This is a genomic window from Burkholderia sp. BCC1638, assembly GCF_902833195.1.
Classification (GTDB): Bacteria; Pseudomonadota; Gammaproteobacteria; order Burkholderiales; family Burkholderiaceae; genus Burkholderia; species Burkholderia diffusa.
The window spans coordinates 24904-47469 of record NZ_CADFEC010000023.1 but is presented as its reverse complement, the minus strand read 5'-3'; the positions used below and the strand labels follow the sequence as shown (position 1 = coordinate 47469).

Here is a 22566-nt window from a genome sequence, read left to right as displayed (position 1 = left end):
GACGCCCGAAAAAGGAAGGGCAGGCCCGTGCTCGCGGCAGCCGCCGAGGCGGCTGCATGCCCTGTTCGCCAGCGGGGCTGTTCCGGACAGGGCGACGCATCAGCCTCTACAATATAGGCGGTTGGCGGCCGATTTGGCCCCATAGCATGCCGCACGCGAAGATTGCTCCGACGCGCGCATTCGCGCAATGGCGTGCAACAGATTCTTTCACTTTTCCCGATTTTCGCAGCGTTATTTGATATTTTTTGACGTTTGCGCGAGAGAAAAACGTTTTCACGGAGTTTCGATGAGCATTGACCGGGCACAAGTCGACGCCGCATTGGCGGCTGTCGTCGACCCCAATACCGGCCGTCCGTACGCGGCGAACAAGGGCGTGCGCAACGTCGCGATCGACGGCGACGCCGTGGCGGTCGACGTGGTGCTCGGCTATCCCGCGCGCAGCCAGCACGACGACGTGCGCGCGCGCATTGAAGACGCGCTGAAGGCCGTGCCGGGCGTGCGCGACGCACGCGTCGCCGTGTCGCAGGAGATCGTCGCGCACACGGTGCAGCGCGGCGTGAAGCTGCTGCCGAACGTGAAGAACATCGTCGCGGTCGCATCGGGCAAGGGCGGCGTCGGCAAGAGCACGACGGCCGTGAACCTCGCGCTCGCGCTCGCCGCGGAAGGCGCATCGGTCGGCATTCTCGACGCCGACATCTACGGTCCGTCGCTGCCGACCATGCTCGGCATTCACGGCCAGCGCCCCGAGTCGCCGGACAACCAGTCGATGAATCCGCTGGTCGGCCATGGGCTGCAGGCGAACTCGATCGGCTTCCTGATCGAGGAAGACAACCCGATGGTGTGGCGCGGCCCGATGGCGACGTCGGCGCTCGAGCAGCTGCTGCGGCAGACCAACTGGCGCGAGCTCGACTACCTGATCGTCGACATGCCGCCGGGCACGGGCGACATCCAGCTCACGCTCGCGCAGCGCGTGCCGGTGACGGGCGCCGTGATCGTGACGACACCGCAGGACATCGCGCTGCTCGACGCGAAGAAGGGCCTGAAGATGTTCGAGAAGGTCGGGATTCCGATCCTCGGCATCGTCGAGAACATGAGCATCCACATCTGCTCGAACTGCGGCCACGAAGAGCACATCTTCGGCGCGGGCGGCGCCGAGCGGATGGCCAAGGATTACGGCGTGAACGTGCTCGGCAGCCTCCCGCTCGACATCGCGATCCGCGAGCGCGCCGACAGCGGCACGCCGACGGTCGCGGCCGAGCCGGACGGCGCGCTGGCGCGGCGCTACCGCGACATCGCGCGCGGGGTCGCGCTGGCGATCGCCGAGCGCGCGCGCGACATGACGTCGAAGTTCCCGTCGATCGTTGTTCAAAATACGTAAAACCCTTGCGGGGCGGGGCCTCACGCTGTTTACGGCGCCGCGAGGCGCGGTATCATGGCGACTTTTCCCGGGTCCCTTTACCCGCCCGGCATGGCCGCCGTATCGAACGGCCCCCAGCCGGCATGAGGATCGAATGAACCAACGACATCACGGCGCGTACGCCGGCCGCGCGCGGCGCGCGCTGCTGGCCGCCGCCGCGCTGGGCCTGCTGGCCGGCTGTACCTCTTTTTCCTCGTCGCACGAGAAGCGCGCCGACGCGCAACTGCAGCCGACCGTCGGCTCGCAGACACGCGGCGCGGTGACGTTCGTCGAACGCCCGGACGGCGTCCAGGTCACGTACAACCTGGCCGGCCTGCCGCCGAACAGCGATCACGCGCTGCAGGTGCACGAGCGCGGCGACTGCAACGCGGGCGACGGCTCGAGCGCCGGCCAGGTGTTCGCGCCGGCCGCCGACCGGTTGCGCGCGGGCGCGCGCGTCGCCGGCGATCTCGGCAACATCCATGCGGATGCGAACGGCGTCGCGGCCGGTTTCATCGTCGCGCCCGATCTGGCCCTCGACGGCGTGCGCTCCGCGCTGAATCGCGCGGTGCTGGTGCACCGTGAACCGAGCGACCCGGCGTTTCCGCAGCATGCAGCGGGCCCCGCGCTCGCCTGCGGCGTGATCCGTTGACGGCCGCCGCGTGCGCGCGCCGATGATCGCGTAAAATGTGCGCCTTCCCCGGCCGCCGCCTTGAACCGGCGGCCGTCGTTTACCGTCACGCAGCGTTTCCTGGCGCCCCGTTATGAGCATCAAGTCCGACAAGTGGATTCGGCGCATGGCCGAAGAACACAAGATGATCGAGCCGTTCGTGCCCGATCAGGTTCGCGCGTCCGAGGACGGTCGCAGGATCGTCAGCTACGGCACGTCGAGCTACGGCTACGACATCCGCTGCGCGGACGAATTCAAGATCTTCACGAACATCAACTCGACGATCGTCGATCCGAAGAACTTCGACGAGGGTTCGTTTGTCGATTTCAAGGGCGACGTGTGCATCATCCCGCCGAACTCGTTCGCGCTGGCCCGCACCGTCGAATATTTCCGCATCCCGCGCACCGTGCTCACCGTCTGCCTCGGCAAGTCGACGTACGCGCGCTGCGGGATCATCGTCAACGTGACGCCGTTCGAACCCGAGTGGGAAGGCTACGTCACGCTGGAATTCTCGAATACCACGCCGCTGCCCGCGAAGATCTACGCGAACGAAGGTGTCGCGCAGGTGCTGTTCTTCGAAAGCGACGAAGTGTGCGACGTGTCGTACGCCGATCGCGGCGGCAAGTATCAGGGTCAGCGCGGTGTCACGCTGCCGAAAACCTGATCTGGTTGCATAACGTCTCACCAGTTTCCGGGTGACCGCTGCGCGTGACGCGCCGCGGTCGTTCTTTTTGGAGAATCGCCCATGAAGTTTCGTTTCCCCGTCGTCATCATCGACGAAGATTTCCGCTCCGAGAACATCTCGGGCTCCGGCATCCGGGCGTTGGCCGAAGCGATCGAGAAGGAGGGCGTCGAAGTCCTCGGCCTCACGAGCTACGGCGATCTGACGTCGTTCGCGCAGCAGTCGAGCCGCGCGTCGTGCTTCATCCTGTCGATCGACGACGACGAACTCATGCTCGGCGAAACGGGCCCGGACGGCGAGCTGCCCGAACTCGCGACCGCGATCATCGAGCTGCGCGCGTTCGTCACCGAAGTGCGCCGCCGCAACGCGGACATCCCGATCTTCCTGTACGGCGAAACGCGCACGTCGCGCCACTTGCCGAACGACATCCTGCGCGAACTGCACGGCTTCATCCACATGTTCGAGGACACGCCGGAGTTCGTCGCGCGCCACATCATCCGCGAGGCGAAGGTCTATCTCGACTCGCTCGCGCCGCCGTTCTTCAAGGAACTGGTGAAGTACGCGGACGAAGGCTCGTACTCGTGGCACTGCCCGGGCCACTCGGGCGGCGTCGCGTTCCTGAAGAACCCGCTCGGCCAGATGTTCCACCAGTTCTTCGGCGAGAACATGCTGCGCGCCGACGTCTGCAACGCGGTGGACGAACTCGGCCAGCTGCTCGATCATACGGGCCCGGTTGCGGCGTCCGAGCGCAACGCGGCGCGCATCTTCAGCGCGGACCACCTGTTCTTCGTGACCAACGGCACGTCGACGTCGAACAAGATCGTCTGGCATGCGACGGTGGCGCCGGGCGACATCGTGCTGGTCGACCGCAACTGCCACAAGTCGATCCTGCACGCGATCACGATGACGGGCGCGATTCCGGTGTTCCTCACGCCGACGCGCAATCACTTCGGCATCATCGGGCCGATCCCGCGCGACGAATTCAAGCCGGAGAACATCCGCAAGAAGATCGAGGCGAACCCGTTCGCGCGCGAGGCGCTGCGCGAGAACCCGGACATGAAGCCGCGGATCCTGACGATCACGCAGAGCACGTACGACGGCGTCGTCTACAACGTCGAGATGATCAAGGACCTGCTCGGCGACCTGCTCGACACGCTGCACTTCGACGAAGCGTGGCTGCCGCATGCGACCTTCCACGATTTCTACCGCGACATGCACGCGATCGGCGACGGCCGTCCGCGCACGGGCGCGCTCGTGTTCGCGACGCACTCGACGCACAAGCTGCTCGCGGGCATCTCGCAGGCGTCGCAGATCGTCGTGCAGGATTCGGAGAACCGCACGTTCGACAAGCACCGCTTCAACGAGGCGTACCTGATGCACACGTCGACGAGCCCGCAGTACGCGATCATCGCGTCGTGCGACGTCGCGGCCGCGATGATGGAGCCGCCGGGCGGCACCGCGCTCGTCGAGGAATCGATCGCCGAGGCGATCGATTTCCGCCGCGCGATGCGCAAGGTCGACGCCGAATACGGCGACGACTGGTTCTTCAGCGTGTGGGGTCCGGACGACCTGTCGGAAGAAGGCATCGGCTCGCGCGAGGACTGGATGCTGAAGCCGAACGACCACTGGCACGGCTTCGGCCCGCTGGCGGAAGGCTTCAACATGCTCGACCCGATCAAGGCGACGATCATCACGCCGGGGCTCGACGTCGACGGCGAGTTCGGCGAGACGGGCATTCCGGCCGCGATCGTCACGAAGTACCTGGCCGAGCACGGGATCATCGTCGAGAAGACGGGCCTGTACTCGTTCTTCATCATGTTCACGATCGGCATCACGAAGGGCCGCTGGAACTCGATGGTCACCGAGCTGCAGCAGTTCAAGGACGACTACGACAACAATCAGCCGCTGTGGCGCGTGCTGCCGGAATTCGTCGCGCAGCATCCGCGCTACGAGCGCGTCGGCCTGCGCGACCTGTGCACGCAGATCCACGACGTGTACCGCGCGAACGACATCGCGCGCCTGACGACGGAGATGTACCTGTCGGACATGGAGCCGGCGATGAAGCCGTCGGACGCGTTCGCGAAGCTCGCGCACCGCAAGATCGACCGCGTGCCGCTCGACGAGCTCGAAGGCCGCGTGACGAGCATCCTGCTCACGCCGTACCCGCCGGGCATCCCGCTGCTGATTCCGGGCGAGCGCTTCAACAAGACGATCGTGAACTACCTGCGGTTCGCGCGCGACTTCAACGAGCGCTTCCCGGGCTTCCACACCGACATCCACGGCCTCGTCGCGGAAGAGGTGAACGGCCGCGTCGAGTACTTCGTCGATTGCGTGCGCGACTGATGGCGGCGCAGGGACGAATCCGGACGATGCGTGCGGCGCTGGCCGCGCTCGTCGTCTGGGCAGGCTGGTCGGCAGGGCCGGCGGGGCTGAACGTCGCGCATGCGGAAGTGGCGGCGGCCGACCCGATCGACGTCGCGATGCGGCAGTGTCTCGCGCGGCGCGACCGGTCGTCGACGGCCGGCCAGATCCAGTGCATGGGCGAAGCGCAGCAGCAGTGGCAGGCGGTGATGGACGGTGCGTACCAGCGCCTGTCGAACGACGCGCCGGCCGACGCGAAGCGCGGCTGGCAGGACAGCCAGCGCCGCTGGGTCACGTGGCGCAAGGATGAAGTTCATCTGCTGAAGGCCGTGTACGACACGACGCGCGGCACCGCGTACGCGATGTCGAGCGCCGACATGCAGTTGCAGCCGGTGCGCGATCGCGCATTGGCGCTGCGCGCGGCGGCCGACCGCTATGCGCCGCCCGCCGCCGTGCCGGTGGCGGCCACGAGCGGTGCGCAAGGCGACACCCAGGGCGGTGCGGGCACTGCCGCGGCGGCCACCGGCAAGCCGGCGAACGCGCCGCGCGAACCGGCCATACGCCGTGTGCGGCCGTGCGTGCAGGATGCCGCGTGCGAGCACGCGCTGTTCGATTTGAACCGCTATTACCAGAAGCTGCGTCGCAAGATGCCCGCGCATTCGGCCGCGACGCTCGTGCGCGCGCAGCGCGCGTGGGTCGCGTTCAGCGATGCGACGGCGCCGCTCGTCGGCGAGGACGGACGCGTCGACCTGATCGGCGCGCGCATCGCGACGATGAAGCGTCTGTCGGAGACAGCCGGCAACGACTGACGATCGCCGCGACGCCGGTCATTCGGCGCGGAAACGGAAAACGGGCACCCAAGGGTGCCCGTTTTGCATGTGGCGTGCCGCGCGCGACGTCTACGCGGGCTGCTGCGTGTCCAGACGGCCGAACCACGAGGGCACGAGCGCGACCGCATCGTCGAGCGACGCGAGCACGTGCAGGCTCAGCGCGACGATCTCGGGCGTCGGCGCCTTCAGGTCGGGCACGGTGACGACCGATGCGCCCGCGCCGGCGGCCGATTGCGCGCCGAAGTCGCTGTCCTCGAACGCGACGCACGCGTGCGCCGGCACGCCGAGGCGTTCGGCCGCGAGCCGGTACACGGCGGGGTCGGGCTTGCCGCGCGCGACTTCGTCGCCGCCCGCGATCGCGCGGAAGAACGGCAGCACGCCGACCGCATCGAGCCGCGCACGGATCACGTCGCGCGCGGACGACGATGCGACCGCGCACGGAATGCCGGCCTGCGCGAGCGTCTCGAGCAGCGCCAGTGCGCCGGACTTCAGCGGAAATTTCGGATGAGGTTCGGGCGCGGCGAGCCGTTCGCGCACGAGGGTGCGCACGGCGTCGAACGTGTCGATGTCGCCGATCAGCCGAGCGAGAATGACCTGGCCCTCGGCGAACGAGCGGCCGACGATCTGCAGGTAGTCGATCTCGGTCAGCACGACGCCATGTGCGGTCGACACGTCGATCCACGTGTTCATGATGGTCCGCTCGGAATCGACGAGCAGGCCGTCCATGTCGAAGAGCGCGGCGGAGAAGGTCATCGGCGGTATCCGGGAAGCGGGAAGGGCGTCGGGCGGCGCGGCGGCCGCCCGAGCGAAAGACCGACGCCGAAGGCGCCGGTCCGTGCCGGCTGGCTTACTTGCCGAGCGCGGCGCGAGCGGCCTTGACCGCCGCACGCACTTGATCGGGCGCGGTGCCGCCCGGGTGGTTGCGGCTTGCGACCGAACCTTCGAGCGTCAGGTAGCCGAACACGTCGTCGCCGATCAGGTGCGCGACGTTCGGCAGTTCCTGCTTCATTTCGTCGAGCGTCAGGTCGGCGAGGTCGATCCCGCGATCGTCGCAGATCCGCACCGCGTGCGCGACGGCTTCGTGCGCATCGCGGAACGGCAGCCCGCGCTTCACGAGATAGTCGGCGAGGTCGGTGGCGGTCGAGAAGCCCTGCAGCGCGGCCGCGCGCATCGCGTCCGGCTTCACCGTGATGCCGGCGACCATCTCGGCGAAGATCCGCAGCGTGTCGGCGACGGTGTCGACCGTGTCGAACAGCGGTTCCTTGTCTTCCTGATTGTCCTTGTTGTACGCGAGCGGCTGGCCCTTCATCAGCGTGAGGAGGGCCATCAGGTGGCCGTTCACGCGGCCCGTCTTGCCGCGCGCGAGCTCGGGCACGTCCGGGTTCTTCTTCTGCGGCATGATCGAGCTGCCGGTGCAGAAGCGGTCGGCGATGTCGATGAAGCCGACGCGCGGGCTCATCCACAGCACGAGTTCTTCGGAGAAACGCGACACGTGCGTCATCACGAGCGCGGATGCCGCCGTGAATTCGATCGCGAAGTCGCGATCCGACACCGCGTCGAGCGAGTTCGCGCAGATGCCGTCGAAGCCGAGCGTCTTCGCCACCGCGTGACGGTCGATCGGATAGCTGGTGCCGGCGAGCGCGGCCGCGCCGAGCGGCAGGCGGTTCACGCGGGTGCGGCAGTCGCGCATGCGCTCGGCGTCGCGCGTGAACATCTCGACGTACGCGAGCAGGTGGTGGCCGAACGTCACCGGCTGCGCGACCTGCAGGTGCGTGAAGCCCGGCATGATCGTGTCTGCGTTCTGTTCAGCGAGGTCGATCAGCGCGCCGCGCAGGTCGTTCAGGAGGCCGCCGATGCGGTCGATCTCGCCGCGCAGCCACAGACGGATGTCGGTCGCGACCTGGTCGTTGCGCGAGCGGCCCGTGTGCAGGCGCTTGCCGGCGTCGCCGATCAGCGCGGTCAGGCGCGCCTCGATGTTCAGGTGGACGTCCTCGAGATCCAGCTGCCATTCGAATTCGCCGCGCTCGATCTCGCCCTTGATTTGCGTCATCCCGCGTTCGATGGCGGCGAGGTCGTCGGCGCTGATGATCTTCTGCGCCGCGAGCATGCTCGCGTGCGCGAGCGAGCCGGCGATATCGACGAGCGCGAGGCGCTTGTCGAAAAACACCGACGACGTGTAGCGCTTGACCAGCTCCGACATCGGTTCCGAGAAGCGGGCCGACCAGGCCTCGCCCTTTTTGTGCAGTTGGGACGTCATGGCGATTCTTCGAAGGGGAGTTGGGCGGCGTGCGCCGCCGAGGGAATCCCGCAATTCTAGCATTCGCGGGGCTGGCGGCCGGCGTGCGCGTCGGCCGCGAACGGGCGCGGATTACCGGGGGCCGCAGGTCAGCGGTCCGATGCGCGGCAGCGTGCCGTCGTCCGGGCGCCGGTACGCGAATTCGACGGCGCAGTCGCGGCCGCCGCCCGAGATTTCGAGATGATTGTTCGCGCCGAGGCCGTCGACGAAGGTCAGGCCGTCGTAGCCGACGATCGTGCGCTGACCGCTTTCGACGTGGCGAACCTCGAGCCCGGGCGGCAGCGGGGTGCCGTCCGGCGCGCGCAGCGCGATCGACGCGGCGCTGTAGCGCGTCACTGCGAAGTGCGCGAGCACGCCGGAGCGCGCCTGCGGCACGACGTCGAGCGTCGTGTCGGCGATCCGCGCGTCGGCGGGCAGCGCGGTGCCGTCGATCGCGACGCGATTGCTCTGGTACGCATTCAGGTCGGGCACGAGCAGGTAGCCGGCCCGGTCGGTCTCGCCGATTAGCCGGTTCTGGTGGAGCACGGGGACGCGCCCGGTGTCGGTCGAGACGAGCGCGAAACCGTCGTCGACGCGGCGCGCGGTCATCAGCCGGCCGTCCATCAGCACGAACGCACCCGTGACGTCGACCGACGCGTTGCCGCGTCCGTCGAACGATTGCGCGAGCAGCGTGACCTGGCCGGCGCGGCCGAGATACTGCAACTGCCCCTGCGCGTAGCGGATACCCGCGTTGGCGCCCGCCTGCACGTTCCAGCCGACGCCGCCGCCGTAATCGGGCGGCTTCGTCGCGTTCAGCGTGTAGGTCGAGTCGCCGTTCTGCCGGCCGGCGTTCGCCGAGACGGACGTGTTGCCGCCGAGCCCGATGCTCAGGCTCACGAAGAAGCCGCGTGCGTCGTGCTGCCGGAAATCCTGGAAGCCGCTGAACGTGATCGAGCTCAGCCCGCCGAGATTGACGAGGTACGCGATCGAGCCGATCCGCGACGGGGCGACGCCCGGATACTTGAGGCCGAGATAGCTGAACGACAGCGTCTGCGCGCGCAGGAACGGGAACGAGACCGTGACGCGGTCGGTGGCGCGCGAGACCGGCACGCCTTCGCGGCTGCCGAGGTCGCCGTAGTCGCCGAAGGCGCGCAACGTCTGCGCATCGATCGAGAAGCGCGGCGTCACGTACTGGTAGCCGACGCCGGCCTGCACGCCCGCGCGGCCCGGCGCGCTGAGCGCCAGCGATGCGTTCGCCACGCCACGCTCGCCGAGGCGCGCGAGCGCGCCGGCGCCCGCGTTATAGACGCCGGCCGTCGCTTCCGCATGCGCCTCGACGGTCAGCCGCTCGCTGATGCCGTAGCGCAGCGAGCCGCTCGCCGCCGGCGTGCGCGCATAGTCGAACGAATCATTGCCATACGCGCGGCGCAGGAACCCGGCTTCCGCCGAATAGCTGGCGAGGCCGGGCGCGAGCAGGCGCGTGTCGACGTACAGCGGAATGGTCGTCGCGATCGAGCGGCCGAGCGCGTCGCGCGTGACGACCGTCGCGTTGCCCGCGCCGGTGATTCCGGGCACGCTGTTGATCACGAACGGCCCGCTCGGCACGTCGCCGCTGAACTGGCGCACGTTGTTCACGTACAGGTCGACGGAAGTCGGCACGACCGCGCTGCCGGACAGCGCCGGTACCGGAAACGTGACGAGGTCGGGGCGCAGGCCGAAGTTGCTGCGCCACTGCACGCCGCCGAGGCGCAGCGAGCGGGTCCATGACAACGACGACGAAATCGTGTCGCCGATCTGGGTCGTCGTGAGCGTGCCGGGATTCGAGTGGCTCCACGACGTGTCGTAGCGCACGTAGCGCCGGCGGTCGTCGTACAGGTACGCGATGCCGGTACTGCTGAACACGCCGGCCGGATCGAAATAGCGCGCCTCGCTCCAGACCGCGAGCGGGGCGTGGGCGACGGTCTGCGCGTAGGCGTCGTAGTTCAGCACGAAGCCGCGGCCGGAGGTGGCGGGCGGCGCGGCCGCGAGTGCGCGCGTATCGAACGTATGCGGGATGCGCAGCGCATCGGACACGCGCAGGTCGAGCGTCTGCCGACCCGCGTCGTAGTCGTAGCGCAGCCCCGCGAGCGTATCGAGTGCGACGAGCGTGTTCGACGGCGCGGTCGCCCGGTCGCCGGTCGCGATGCCCAGGTCGTTCAGGTCGGCGGACGCAGCGTACAGCCGGCCGTCGATTCGCTGGAAGCGCGCGATGCGGTGCGTCGGTTCACCGTTGAGCGACACGTCGAGAAACAGCGTGTCGGGGGCAGGCGCGGGTGCGGCTGCCCCCGGCATTGGCATCGGCACCGGCTGAGCACGGACGGCGCCGGCATGCGGTGCCAGCGCCGCCGCGAGTGCCAGCACCGCGGCGGCGGGCCGGGCGTATCGGGCGGGGCAGGCAGCCCGGAGGGCCGTGCTCGTTGTCGGAACGGGCAACGTCGTGCGATCCTCCGGCGTGGATCAGGGCGGTGCCAGCCGGGCTTCGACCGGCTGCGCATTGACGGTCGCCTGGATCCTGACGAACCCGGCCGCGCCCGCGTCCAGCTTGAGCGGCCAGCGTCGCGTGCTGCCCGCGAGCGCATAGCCGAGCAGGCCGCGCGTGACGTCGTGCACGGTGCCGCGCGCGTCGACGAGACGGACCGCGGAAATCTGCGCACGGCGTCCGCCGCGATTGTCGACCGCGAGCCGCGTGCTGGATCCGTCGCGCTCGACGCGCCAGTCGAGGCGTGGCATTTGCGGTGTGCCGGCGGACTCGACGAAGATGGGCACGGAATAGCGCAGCCGGATCGTGATGCCGTTCTCGGCCGGCGTGCCGGGCGCGGGCAGTTCGTCGATCAGCACGCGATAGCTTTCCTCGGCGGCCGGCGCGCCGCGTCCCGTGCGTACGAGCCGGATCAACTGCTCGGCGTTCGCGCCGATCTGCAGCAGCGGCGGCGAGGCGGCGAGCGCATCGGTTGGCGTCATCACGTCATCGCCGTTTTCCTGCGTCCAGCGATAGGCGCGGACCTGGCCGTAGATCGGCTGCCCGCCCGGATTGCTGAGCGTCATGCTCGCCGCAGCCGCCGACGGCGGCAGCTCGATCGTCACGGGCGTGATCTGCAGTGTGGCGGCGCACGTGGCCGCGGACGCCGACGCGACGCACAGCGCGGCCAGGGCGCGCGGGATCGATGCCACGGCGCGTCAGAAGTACACGGTGGCGGTGACGGCGGCCTGGTAGGTGTCCGGCTTCGGCGTCGCTTGCGTCGGCACCTGGCCGTACACGTTCAGCACTTGCGCGGAGCCGGTGCCAGTGCCGCCGACCGTGTCGGTGCCTTGCGTGTTGCCCCAGACCGTCGTGTGGCCCGAGTCCTGGTAGAGCTGGTAGCCGACCGTCGTGCTGGTATTGCCGCTCGTCGTCCCGGCCATCAGCCGGCTGGAGACCGTCGAGCCGCTTACCGAGCCGGCATCGAGTCCGATGTTGTACGGCGTCGAGTTCGAGCAGGTGACGGAGACCGTGGTCTGCTGGTTGATCGCCGCCGTGAGCACGCCGGACGAGCCGAATGCAAGCGGATTCGCGGCGATCGCGCAGTTTGCCTGGATCGTGAGCGTGACGTTGAACTGGGCGGTGGCCGTGCCGTTCGAATAGACTGCGGCAACGGTGACGGGCTGCAGCGCGGGCGCGAATGCGAAGATGGCCGCGAGCGTGGCTGAAAGAATACGACGTCGGGAAGCGTTCATTATGATTATCTCCTGCCGTTCAATGGGGTCGCCCGGCCGCGGAGTGCCCGCCGCGTGGTCTGTTGCCGGTCGCCGTAACCGCTCTGTCGTTGGTGGAAGACTACTCCACGGATTCGCTCGCGCGCAATGGAGAAAACGCCGACTCGGAGCGCATTGTCAGGGGTTCGAGATCGATGGCCATCGGCGGTTTTGACATGGATCAAGTAACAGTGCGAATGATTGGTGCGCGGACGGATACCATGAGGGCGCTGCCCGGGCCGGAAGCCGGGTCGAACGGACGGGCATTTTCGGGGGAATGCATGGCGGATCACGGACTCCACACGGCGCGCCGCTGGTTGCGCGCGCTATCGTGCCTGTTGCTGGTCGTGCTGCTCGGCTTGCCGTGGATGTCGGCCCGCGCGGATTCGTGTTCGGTGACGCCGCCGGTGCCGAGCTTCGGCTCGGTCAGTCCGATTACGCAGCAGGCCTATACGACGAACAGCACGATGACCGTGAGTTGCACGTGGGACACACTGAGCCTGAACACAGGTGTGCTCGTTTGCGTGAACCTCGCCGGCACGAGCCCGCGCTACCTGACCAACGGGGCGAACCAGATGCAGTACGACCTGTATCAGGACTCGGGTTATTCGCAGCCCTGGGGCGCGGTCAGTGCCGGCACGACGCCGATATCCGTCTCGTTGACGAAACCGGGGCTCGGCACGTCCGCGAGTACGAACGTGACCATCTACGGCCGCATCGCGGCGAACCAGCCCACCGTGCCGACCGTGAACAATGCCAGCACGGTCTATACGCAGAGCTTCAGCGGCAACCAGGCCGCCTACAGCTACAGCTTTTCGCTGCTCGGCGTGCTGCCGACGCCGTGCGCATCGCAGGCAACGGCGGGCACGACGAGTTTTACCGCCACCGCCACCGTCATCAACAACTGCATCATCAGCGCGACCGGCGTTGCGTTTCCGGCGTCGGGCGTGCTGGCGTCGGCGCTGACCGCGAGCGGCTCGATCAGTGCGCGATGCACGAACGGCGATGCGTTCCAGATTGCGTTGAACGGCGGCGCCAGCGGCAGTGTCAGCGCACGCACGATGCAGCGCACGGGCGGCGGTTCGGTCGGCTATCAGCTCTATCAGGACAGCGCCTTTACACAACCGTGGGGCGACGGCACCGGCGGCACGACGATGGCGACCGGAACCGGGAGCGGGTTCGCGCAGGCGATCACGATATACGGCCGCGTACCCGCGCAGACGACACCGGCGCCCGGCAACTACAGCGACACCATTACTGCGACGATCAGCTTCTGAGGGGCATCAATCGCGCACGAGCACGACCAGCTTCAGGTCCTCGCGATGCGCGGGCTTCAGCGTGATCTGCTGATACACGAGGCGGCCGTCGGTCGGATGGTCGAATTCGCGCAGGCCGCCTTCGCGCTCGAACACGTCCTGCGACGCCCAATACTGCGCGAAGGCATCGCTGCCGGCCATCAGTGCGTCGATCAGCGCGCGGGTCGGCGCATCGGCGAGGTGGCGGATCGAGTCGGCGCGGAATTCGGCCGCGAGTCGCCGCGCGCGGGTTTCCCAGTCGACGATCAGCGTGCGCGCGGCCGGCGCCATGAACGTGAAGCGCAGCAGGTTGCGGTCGTGTTCGCCGTCGAGCCAGCCCGTGAACAGCGCGGCGGCCGGTGCATTCCATGCGAGCGCGTTCCATTGCCGGTCGAGCACGTAGGCGGGCGTGGCGATCGCGGCGACGGTTGCCGCGAGCGTCGGCGGCAGGTCGCCGGCCGCGACGTCGGGCTCGGCCGGATCGCGCTGCGCTGCCAGTTCGAACAGGTAAGCGCGTTCGGCCTTCGACAGCTGCAGAGCGACGGCGATCCGCGCGAGCGCATCGGCCGACGCCGACACCGGGCGGCCCTGCTCGATCCACGTGTACCAGGTGGGGCTGACGCCGCACAGCTGCGCGACTTCCTCGCGCCGCAGCCCTGGCGTGCGGCGGCGCGGGCCGGGCGGCAGGCCGACGGCCTGCGGCGACAGCCGTTCGCGGTGCGCGCGGATGAATTCGCCGAGTGCGCGGGCGGGCGTGGCGTCGAGGGGCGGGGTGGGGGCGGAGGACGGCAGGTTCATGCGGAAACGGCTGAAAAGGGGCGCCGAAGGCGCGACAAGGATCAGGCAGGTGTAACAAATACCAGAATAACTGCTTAACTTGTACTGGTACAAGCGCGGCCCTATTGTAGCGATTCGCGCGCTGACAGGCAGCGAGCGCCCCACCCAAAGAAGGAGCGAACGATGAAACACCACGACCAGGTCGCCGACGCATTCGGCACGACGGCCGCCGCCTACCTGACGAGCACTGTCCACGCGACGGGCGCCGATCTGCAGGCGCTGGCCGACGCCGTGCGCGCGACGCCCGACGCCGCGGTACTCGATCTCGGTTGCGGTGCGGGCCACGCGAGCTTCGCGGTCGCGCCGCACGTGCGCGAGGTAGTCGCATACGATCTCGCGGCGCCGATGCTCGCGACCGTCGACGCCGCCGCGCGCGAGCGCGGGCTCGCGAACATCCGCACGCAGCAGGGGCCGGCCGAACGGCTGCCGTTCGAAGCCGGCACGTTCGACTGGGTGGTCAGCCGGATGAGCGCGCACCACTGGCACGACGTGCGCGCGGCGCTCGCCGAGGTGCGTCGCGTGCTGAAGCCGGGCGGCCGCGTGCTGATGATCGACATCGCAGGCAACGACCATCCGCTGCTCGACACCTATCTGCAGGCCGCCGAAGTGCTGCGCGACGCGTCGCACGTGCGCGACTACCGTGCCGACGAATGGCTCGCGATGTTCCGCGACGCCGGGTTCGACGCGCACGTGCAGAGCCGCTGGCGCTTGCCGATCGATTTCGATACATGGGTCGAGCGGATCCGCACGCCGGCCGACAGCGTCGCGGGCATCCGCGCGCTGTGGGCGCATGCGCCCGACGAGGTGCGCGGCTACTACGCGGTGCGGACGGACGGCTCGTTCGAGCACGACGCGCTGCTGATCGACGCGCAATGAGCGTATGAGGCGACACGGCGGCCGGCGCCGTCGTGCCGCTCCATGAAAAAAAGCCGCGATACGCGTGGTTGCGTATCGCGGCTTTCGTTTTGCGGCTTTCGCTTCGCGATGCCGGCGCGGTGCCGGGCAGGCCCGCGCCGCGCACGGATCAGCCCGTATTGCGCAGGCCGGCCGCGATCCCGTTGATGGTCAGGTGAATCCCGCGGCGCAGCCGAGCGTTCGTGTCGCCCGCGCGGTGACGCTTGATCAGCTCGACCTGCAGGTGGTTCAGCGGATCGAGATACGGGAAGCGGTTCTTGATCGAGCGCGCGAGCAGCGGGTTGGTCGCGAGGCGGCCTGCGTGCCCGGTGATTTCCGCGAGCGCCTGCGACGTGCGCTCCCATTCCGCGACGATCCGCTCGAACACGTGCTTGCGCAGCTTGCGGTCGGCGACCAGTTGCGCATAGCGCGACGCGACCGCGAGATCGGTCTTCGCGAGCACCATGTCCATGTTCGACAGCAGATTCGCGAAGAACGGCCAGGTCTTGTTCATCTTCTTCAGCAGCGCGACGCGCTTCGTGCGTTCGGCCGCGTCCTGCGCGCCGTCGAGATACGCGCTCACCGCGCTGCCGAAGCCGTACCAGCCCGTCAGCAGCAGCCGGCACTGGCCCCACGAGAAGCCCCACGGAATCGCGCGCAGGTCTTCGATCCTGCGGTGCTTCGGATCCTGCAGCTTGCGCGAGGCCGGGCGGCTGCCGATGTTCAGCTCGGCGATCTCGGTGATCGGCGTCGACGAGAAGAAGTAGTCGGTGAAGCCGGGCGTTTCGTAGACGAGCGCGCGATACGACGCCATCGCGGCGTCGGACAGCGTCTGCATCACGGCTTCGAACGCGGGCAGCTGGGCGGGCGCGTTCGATTGCGGCAGCAGCGACGCCTCGAGCGTCGCGGCAACCACCGTCTCGAGATTGCGCCGGCCGATTTCGGGGTTCGCGAACTTGCTCGCGATCACCTCGCCCTGTTCGGTCAGGCGGATCTGGCCGTTCACGGTGCCCGGCGGCTGCGACAGGATCGCCTGGTAAGTCGGGCCGCCTCCGCGGCCGACCGTGCCGCCGCGGCCGTGGAACAGCCGCAGCGTGATCTTGCGTTCGCGGAACAGGTCGACGAGCGCGAGCTCCGCGCGATACAGCTCCCAGTTCGACGTCAGGAAGCCGCCGTCCTTGTTGCTGTCCGAGTAGCCGAGCATCACTTCCTGCTCGGCGCCCTGGTGCGCGATCAGCGCGTCGATGCCCGGCAGTGCGAAGTATTCGCGCATGATGCGCGCAGCGTCGCGCAGGTCGGGGATCGTCTCGAACAGCGGAATCACCATCAGGCCGTTGCGCGCGCTGTCGTGAGCGGCGCCGAACGCGCCTTCGAGCAGCCCGGTTTCCTTCTGCAGCAGCAGGACTTCGACGAGGTCGCTGACCGTCTCGGTGTGCGAAATGATGTAGTTGCGTACCGCGCGCGGGCCGAACTGCGCACGCACCTCGCGTGCCTTCTCGAACACGCCCAGCTCGCTCTGCGCGAGCGCCGAGTATTCGATGTACGGCGAGCGCAGCGGGCGCGGATCGGCAAGCGCGGCAAGCAGCGCGATCAGCTTGTCGTCCTCGGAGAGCGACGCGTAGTCTGCGTGTACGCCGGCTCGCGCGAACAGCTCGGCAACCACGGCTTCGTGGATGTCGGAGCTCTGGCGCAGGTCGATGCTCGCGAGATGGAAGCCGAACACCTCGGCCGCGCGCACGAGCGGTGCGAGGCGCGGCGCGGCGAGCGACGTGCCGTGATGTTCGTCGAGCGAGGCGGTCAGCACCTTGAGGTCGGCGACGAACGCCTCGGAATCGGCATACGGCACCGCACGCACCGGCGGCGCGCCGCGGCCGGCGCTGCGCACGGGCACCGTGCCTTCGCCGAGTCGTACGCGCGCGCTTGCGGCGAGCCGCGTGTAGATGCCGATCAGCGCACGGCGATACGGTTCGTCGACACGGTGCGGCGACTGGTCCGGCGACGCGGCCGCGAGCGCTTTCACCGCATCGTTCGCGCCGACCAGCAGATTCGACACCGACAGCTCGGCGCCGAGCTTGTGCACCTGTTCCAGGTAGTGTTCGAGAATCACTGCGGCCTGGCGGTTGATCGCTTCTTCGAGCGTCGGGGCGGTCACGTTCGGATTGCCGTCGCGGTCGCCGCCGATCCAGCTGCCCATCTGGAAGAACGCGGGCACGCGCGCGGACAGGCCGTGCTCGGCGAGCGCGGCCTCGATGTCGCCGTACAGCGCGGGCAGCTCGTCAAGGAACGTCGCGCGGTAGTACGACAGCGCGTTCTCGATCTCGTCGCCGACCGTCAGGCGCGCGTCGCGCAGCATGCGGGTTTGCCACAGCGCGGTCACGCGCGCGCGCAGCATCGATTCGTTGTACGAGCGTTCGCGCGCCGTCAGCGGCTGGTCGCGCTCGGCGAGCAGGCGCGCGATGTCGTGCTGCGCGTCGAGGATGCTCTTGCGCTGCACTTCGGTCGGGTGCGCGGTCAGCACCGGGACGATCAGCGCATCGTCGAAGAAGCGCTGGAGCAGGCGCTTCGACGCGTTGCCGGTCGTCTTCAGCTGCTCGAGCGCGTACGCGACGGTGCCCGGCTGTGCAGCGGAGCCGGCCAGCGCGTGGATGCGGCGGCGGCGGTTGTGATGGCGGTCTTCGGCGATGTTCGCCAGATGCGAGAAATAGCTGAACGCGCGCACGACGCTCACCGTCTGCTCCGGCGTCAGCTTGCGCAGCTTCTTCTCCAGCGTTTGCGCGGCCTCGCTGTCGTCCTCGCGGCGAAACTTCACCGCCGTCTGGCGAATGGTCTCGACGACGTCGAACACGGTGTCGCCTTCCTGTTCGCGCACCACGTCGCCGAGCAGGCGGCCGAGGTAGCGAATGTCCTCGAACAGCGGGCCGTCCTTGTCCTCGCGCGTGCGGGCGCCGGGCTTCGCCGCGCCGGCCTTGCCGTTAGCCGGGGCGGCGGTCTTGATCGCGCGTTTTGTCTGACGTATCGGGTCTTTCGGTTTCGTTGCCGTTTTCGCACGGCCGTTCGCGGCGGTGGCGATGGAGCCCGTCTGGGCGTCGGAGGAGGGCAAGGCAGCATTGCGGCGCGTCGTACGCGCCGATCCGGAAGACTTCACGATGGGTTTCCTTGGGAAAGCTCGAGTCAAAAGGGACTGCGGGGACTGCGGAAACTACGGGAACTACGGTCAAGCAACCAGCTACGTGCGGCACATCCGCGCATCGGTGTCGCCGCCGGCGCCGAAGCGCGGCGGGCGCAGGCGCCGGGCCCGGGCGGGCCGGGGCGTGCGTGCTACCATTGTTCGATCTTCAATCCCGTCCTTCGATTGTTCCTGCAATGAATTCCGAGATCTCTTCGGCCGGGCCGCGGTCGGCACAAGCCCCCGTGACGCTGACGATTGCTTCGCGCGAGAGTCGCCTGGCGATGTGGCAAGCCGAACATGTGCGTGATGCGCTGCGCAAATTATATCCAGCTTGTGACGTGAAAATCCTCGGGATGACGACCCGTGGAGATCAGATTCTCGACCGCACGCTGTCGAAGGTCGGCGGCAAGGGCCTGTTCGTGAAGGAACTGGAGAATGCGCTCGCCGACGGCCGTGCCGACCTGGCCGTGCATTCGCTGAAGGACGTGCCGATGGCGCTGCCCGACGGCTTCACGCTCGCCGCGATCATGGAGCGCGAGGATCCGCGCGACGCGTTCGTGTCGAACGACTACGCGTCGCTCGACGCGCTGCCGGCCGGCGCGGTCGTCGGTACGTCGAGCCTGCGCCGCGAGGCGATGCTGCGCGCGCGTTATCCGCACCTGAACGTGCTGCCGCTGCGCGGCAACCTCGACACGCGCCTGTCGAAGCTCGATCGCGGCGACTACGCGGCGATCATTCTCGCGGCCGCGGGCCTGAAGCGCCTTGGCCTCGAAGCGCGAATCCGCGCGCTGATCGGCGTCGAGGACAGCCCGCCGGCCGCCGGCCAGGGCGCGCTCGGCATCGAAATCGCCGCGCATCGCACGGACGTCGCCGGATGGCTCGCGCCGCTGCACGACCCGCGGACCGCGCTCGCGGTCGAGGCCGAGCGAATGGTGTCGCGCGCGCTCGGCGGCAGCTGCGAGGTGCCGCTCGCCGCCCACGCGGTGTGGCGCGCGGGCGAGCTTTACCTGACGGGCCGCGTGTCGACGACCGACGGACAGCGCGTGCTGACCGCGGAGGAGTGCGGTGCCGTCATGACCGTCGCCGATGCGCTCGCGCTCGGCCGCGCGGTGTCCGACGAGCTCGAGGCGCAGGGCGCACGCGACATCGTCAACGCACTGCTCGCCGGCTCGCAGGCCGGCAAGGGCGACGCCTGATGGCGGGCGGCGCGCGCGCATTCACCGCCGTCCTGACACGCCCGGACGGTCAGTCGGCCGGGCTTGCGGCCCAATTGGCCGAGGCCGGTTGCGACGTGCTCGAATTCCCGCTGATCGACATCGCGCCGGTCGACGACCCGGCGCCGCTCGACGCCGCGTTCGCGGCGCTTGAGCGTTACGCGCTCGTGATCTTCGTGTCGCCGAACGCGATCGACCGCGCGCTCGCGCAGTATGGCGCGATCTGGCCGAATGCGCTGCCGGTCGGCGTCGTCGGCCCCGGCAGCGTCGCGGCGCTCGAGCGCCACGGCATCGCGGCGCCCGCGCATCGCGTGATCGCGCCGCAGGCGCCCGCCGATGGCGGCGTCCCGCGTTACGATTCGGAAAGCCTGTTCGCGAGCATCGAGGCCGCGTTCGGCGGCGCGCACGCGCTCGTCGGCCGGCACGTGCTGATCGTGCGCGGCGACGGCGGCCGCGAATGGCTCGCCGAGCGGCTGCGCGAAGCCGGCGCGGAGGTCACGCTGGTCGCGGCCTACCGGCGCGTCGTGCCCGAGCCGCGCATCGGCGCGTGGGAGCGCGTGCATGCGCTGCTCGCCGGCGCGCCGCACGCGTGGCTCGTCACGAGCTCGGAGGGCGTGCGCAACCTGCACGAACTCTCTCGCGCGCATCTGAACGACGCCGAGATCGAGGCGCTGAAGCATGCGCCGCTCGTGACGCCGCATCCGCGCATCGAGCAGACCGCGCGCGCACTGGGTTTTGATAGGATTACGCTGACCGGCGCGGGCGATGAGCGCATCGTCCGCGCGTTTCGAACGATGGCCGACGAGGCCGTCCAACCGGCGACAGCCGCACCGGTGACTAAACGCATGACAGATACCAACGATTCCAAAGGCGTCGCTTCCCAGCCGGCCGCTGCATCCGCACCGCCGTCCAGTCCTCCTTATCTCGCGTCCGAACCGCATGCGCGCCGCGGCGGCAGCGCGGCGCTGTGGTTCGTCGTCGTCGTGCTCGGCTGCGCGGCGGGTGTGGGCGGCTACGCGCTGAACCGCAAGGTCGACCGGCTCGACGAGTCGTTCGTCGCGCGCCAGAAGGCGCTCGATGCGCAGACGGCCGAAACCCGCACGAAGACCGAGCAGGCGCTCGCGAGCACGCATCAGGTCGACACGCAGCTTGCGCAGCTCGACGGCAAGCTCGCCGACGCGCAGAGCGCGCAGCAGGCGCTGCAGCAGCAATACCAGGACCTGTCGCGCAACCGCGACGCCTGGATGCTCGAGGAAGTCGACCAGATGCTGTCGAGCGCGAGCCAGCAACTGCAGCTGACGGGGAACACGCAACTCGCGCTGATCGCGCTGCAGAATGCCGATGCGCGCCTCGCGACGTCGCAGAGTGCGCAGGCCGTCACGGTGCGCAAGGCGCTCGCGCAGGACATCGAGAAGCTGAAGGCCGCACCGTCGGCCGACCTCACGGGCCTCGCGATCAAGCTCGACGACGCGATCGCGAAGATCGACGCGCTGCCGCTGTCCGGCGAGGCGATTGTCCCGCATGCGGCACCGAAGGCCGTGCCGGCCGACGCTGCTTCGTCGGCCGCGGCCGTGGCCGGCGAGCCGCGCTGGAAGGTGTGGTGGCATGACTTCTCGGCCGGGCTCGGTCAGCAGCTGAAGGGCCTCGTGCAGGTGCGCCGGATCGACAACGCCGACGCGATGCTCGCATCGCCGGACCAGGGCTACTTCGTGCGCGAGAACGTGAAGCTGCGCCTGCTCACCGCGCGGCTGTCGCTGCTCGCGCGCAATGACGGCGCGATGAAGGCCGACCTGCATGCAGCGCAGGCGTCGCTGGGCAAGTATTTCGACCAGGCATCGAGGGACACGCAAACCGTCGAGGATCTGCTCAAGCAGGTCGACGGCGCATCGCTGACGGTCGCGGTGCCGAACCTGAACACGAGCCTGAACGCCGTTCAGCAGTTCAAGAGCCGGGGGTAACGATGACGCTTCGAGGAATCGTCTGGCTCGCGATCCTGTTCGCGATCGCCGCGGCACTCGCCACCGTCGGCCATTTCGACGCGGGGCAGGTGCTGCTCGTCTATCCGCCGTACCGGGTCGACGTGTCGCTGAACCTGTTCGTGATCTCCATCGTCGTGTTGTTCATCGTCGTGTACGCGCTGCTGCGCATCGTGCGCAACATCTGGCGCATGCCGCAGCGGGTCGCCGCATATCGTGCGCGCTCGCGCAACGAGAAGGCACAGGCGTCGCTGCGCGATGCGATCGCGAACCTGTACGCAGGCCGCTTCTCGCGCGCCGAGAAGGCCGCGCGCGACGCGCTCGCGGTCGATGCGAACCAGGGCGCCGCGAGTCTCGTCGCGGCGACCGCCGCGCACCGGATGCACGAATACACGCGCCGCGACGACTGGCTGTCGAAGGTCGACGCGCCCGAATGGCAGGACGCACGGCTGCTTGCCGCGGCCGACATGCGCGCGGATGCGCGCGACGCCGACGGCGCGCTCGCCGCGCTGGCCGACCTGCAGGCGGGCGGCAAGCGCATTCATGCACAGCAGGTCGCGCTGCGCGCTCAGCAGCAGCTGAAGAACTGGGCCGAGGTGCTGAAGCTCGCGAAGGCGCTCGAGAAGCGCGAGGCGCTGCATCCGGCCGCCGCCGTGCGGCTGCGCCAGCAGGCGGCGGAGAATCTGCTGCGCGAACGCCGGCACGACCCGGACGCGCTGCTCGAGGTGTGGCAGTCGCTGTCGCCGCTCGAGCGCCAGTCGCCGCGCCTGGCCGATCTCGCGGCCGACTTGCTGGTGACGCTCGAGCGCCGCACCGAAGCGCGCCGCATCGTAGAGGAAGCGCTCGCGCACAACTGGGATGCGCGCCTCCTGCGCCGCTATCCGGACACGGCCGGCGGCGATGCGTTGCCGCTGATCCAGAAGGCCGAAGGGTGGAAGAAGGATCACCCGGAGGATGCCGACCTGCTGTTCGCGCTCGGCCGTCTCTGCCAGCAGCAGCAGCTGTGGGGCAAGGCGCAGTCGTTCCTCGAAGCCGCGCTGAAGCAGGCCGACAACGAGGCGCTGAAGGTGCGTGCGCACCGTGCGCTCGCCCGCCTGTTCGAGCATCTCGGCGAAACCGACAAGGCGGCCAAGCATTACCGCGAAAGCGCGCTCGCGATCACCGTGGTCTGACGCGGCGGCGCTTGCCCGTCGCGC

The 22566-nt window shown here is 68.8% G+C and carries 17 protein-coding genes; 10 read left to right on the top strand and 7 right to left on the bottom strand.

Annotated features, from left to right (window positions below):
- The first annotated feature begins 286 nt into the window (after window positions 1-286).
- The 5 genes from apbC (at window position 287) to HWX22_RS23445 (ending at window position 5918) form a co-directional block, all read left to right on the top strand.
- Window positions 287-1378, top strand: a complete 1092-nt coding sequence (gene apbC, locus HWX22_RS23465; protein ID WP_059820258.1) for an iron-sulfur cluster carrier protein ApbC — start codon at window positions 287-289, stop codon at window positions 1376-1378.
- Between the two features lie 133 nt (window positions 1379-1511).
- Window positions 1512-2048: a superoxide dismutase family protein gene (locus HWX22_RS23460; protein ID WP_175916490.1), complete on the top strand. Its 537-nt coding sequence runs from the start codon at window positions 1512-1514 to the stop codon at window positions 2046-2048.
- Between the two features lie 112 nt (window positions 2049-2160).
- Complete coding sequence (dcd, locus tag HWX22_RS23455) at window positions 2161-2730, top strand: dCTP deaminase (RefSeq protein WP_006398615.1); 570 nt, start codon at window positions 2161-2163, stop codon at window positions 2728-2730.
- Between the two features lie 81 nt (window positions 2731-2811).
- Entirely contained in the window at window positions 2812-5091 is a 2280-nt protein-coding gene (locus HWX22_RS23450; protein ID WP_059527551.1) for an arginine/lysine/ornithine decarboxylase, read from the top strand.
- A complete protein-coding gene (locus HWX22_RS23445; RefSeq protein WP_175916509.1) occupies window positions 5091-5918 on the top strand; it encodes a lysozyme inhibitor LprI family protein in 828 nt (275 codons plus the stop codon). The genes HWX22_RS23450 and HWX22_RS23445 overlap by 1 nt, the downstream gene beginning before the upstream one ends.
- A 90-nt stretch (window positions 5919-6008) precedes the next feature.
- Here HWX22_RS23445 and HWX22_RS23440 read toward each other — a convergent pair whose 3' ends face one another.
- From HWX22_RS23440 to HWX22_RS23420, 5 genes are all read right to left on the bottom strand, one after another.
- The gene (locus HWX22_RS23440) at window positions 6009-6692 is read right to left on the bottom strand and encodes an HAD family phosphatase (protein WP_175916489.1); all 684 of its coding nucleotides are present in this window, start codon (window positions 6690-6692) and stop codon (window positions 6009-6011) included.
- A 94-nt stretch (window positions 6693-6786) separates the two neighbouring features.
- Window positions 6787-8196 carry an argininosuccinate lyase gene (gene argH, locus HWX22_RS23435; protein WP_059701917.1) on the bottom strand — a complete coding sequence of 470 codons (1410 nt, stop codon included), beginning with the start codon at window positions 8194-8196 and terminating at the stop codon, window positions 6787-6789.
- Between the two features lie 111 nt (window positions 8197-8307).
- On the bottom strand, window positions 8308-10551 hold the full coding sequence (locus HWX22_RS23430; RefSeq protein WP_244135274.1) for a fimbria/pilus outer membrane usher protein: 2244 nt from the start codon (window positions 10549-10551) through the stop codon (window positions 8308-8310).
- Window positions 10552-10710: 159 nt separating this feature from the next.
- Complete coding sequence (locus tag HWX22_RS23425) at window positions 10711-11424, bottom strand: fimbria/pilus periplasmic chaperone (RefSeq protein WP_175916488.1); 714 nt, start codon at window positions 11422-11424, stop codon at window positions 10711-10713.
- A gap of 6 nt (window positions 11425-11430) precedes the next feature.
- Window positions 11431-11967 carry a spore coat U domain-containing protein gene (locus HWX22_RS23420; RefSeq protein ID WP_059527537.1) on the bottom strand — a complete coding sequence of 179 codons (537 nt, stop codon included), beginning with the start codon at window positions 11965-11967 and terminating at the stop codon, window positions 11431-11433.
- A gap of 299 nt (window positions 11968-12266) precedes the next feature.
- On the opposite strand from HWX22_RS23420, the gene HWX22_RS23415 reads away from it, so the two are divergent.
- Window positions 12267-13262, top strand: coding sequence for a spore coat U domain-containing protein (locus HWX22_RS23415; RefSeq protein ID WP_244135273.1), 996 nt, complete (start codon window positions 12267-12269; stop codon window positions 13260-13262).
- Between the two features lie 6 nt (window positions 13263-13268).
- Here HWX22_RS23415 and HWX22_RS23410 read toward each other — a convergent pair whose 3' ends face one another.
- The gene (locus tag HWX22_RS23410; RefSeq protein ID WP_175907967.1) at window positions 13269-14078 is read right to left on the bottom strand and encodes a helix-turn-helix transcriptional regulator; all 810 of its coding nucleotides are present in this window, start codon (window positions 14076-14078) and stop codon (window positions 13269-13271) included.
- Window positions 14079-14240: 162 nt separating this feature from the next.
- Here HWX22_RS23410 and HWX22_RS23405 point away from each other — a divergent pair, with 162 nt between their 5' ends.
- Entirely contained in the window at window positions 14241-14993 is a 753-nt protein-coding gene (locus tag HWX22_RS23405) for a class I SAM-dependent methyltransferase (RefSeq protein ID WP_059527529.1), read from the top strand.
- Window positions 14994-15141: 148 nt separating this feature from the next.
- Here HWX22_RS23405 and ppc read toward each other — a convergent pair whose 3' ends face one another.
- Complete coding sequence (ppc, locus tag HWX22_RS23400; RefSeq protein WP_059701929.1) at window positions 15142-18156, bottom strand: phosphoenolpyruvate carboxylase; 3015 nt, start codon at window positions 18154-18156, stop codon at window positions 15142-15144.
- A 218-nt stretch (window positions 18157-18374) separates the two neighbouring features.
- On the opposite strand from ppc, the gene hemC reads away from it, so the two are divergent.
- The 3 genes from hemC to HWX22_RS23385 are packed head-to-tail and all read left to right on the top strand — an operon-like array spanning window position 18375 to window position 22542.
- The gene (gene hemC / locus HWX22_RS23395) at window positions 18375-19376 is read left to right on the top strand and encodes a hydroxymethylbilane synthase (RefSeq protein ID WP_059820265.1); all 1002 of its coding nucleotides are present in this window, start codon (window positions 18375-18377) and stop codon (window positions 19374-19376) included.
- Window positions 19376-21352 carry a fused uroporphyrinogen-III synthase HemD/membrane protein HemX gene (hemDX, locus tag HWX22_RS23390; RefSeq protein ID WP_175916487.1) on the top strand — a complete coding sequence of 659 codons (1977 nt, stop codon included), beginning with the start codon at window positions 19376-19378 and terminating at the stop codon, window positions 21350-21352. Before hemC ends, hemDX begins: the two co-directional genes overlap by 1 nt.
- Window positions 21353-21354: 2 nt before the next feature.
- A complete protein-coding gene (locus HWX22_RS23385; protein ID WP_059527516.1) occupies window positions 21355-22542 on the top strand; it encodes a heme biosynthesis protein HemY in 1188 nt (395 codons plus the stop codon).
- The last annotated feature ends 24 nt before the right edge of the window (window positions 22543-22566 follow it).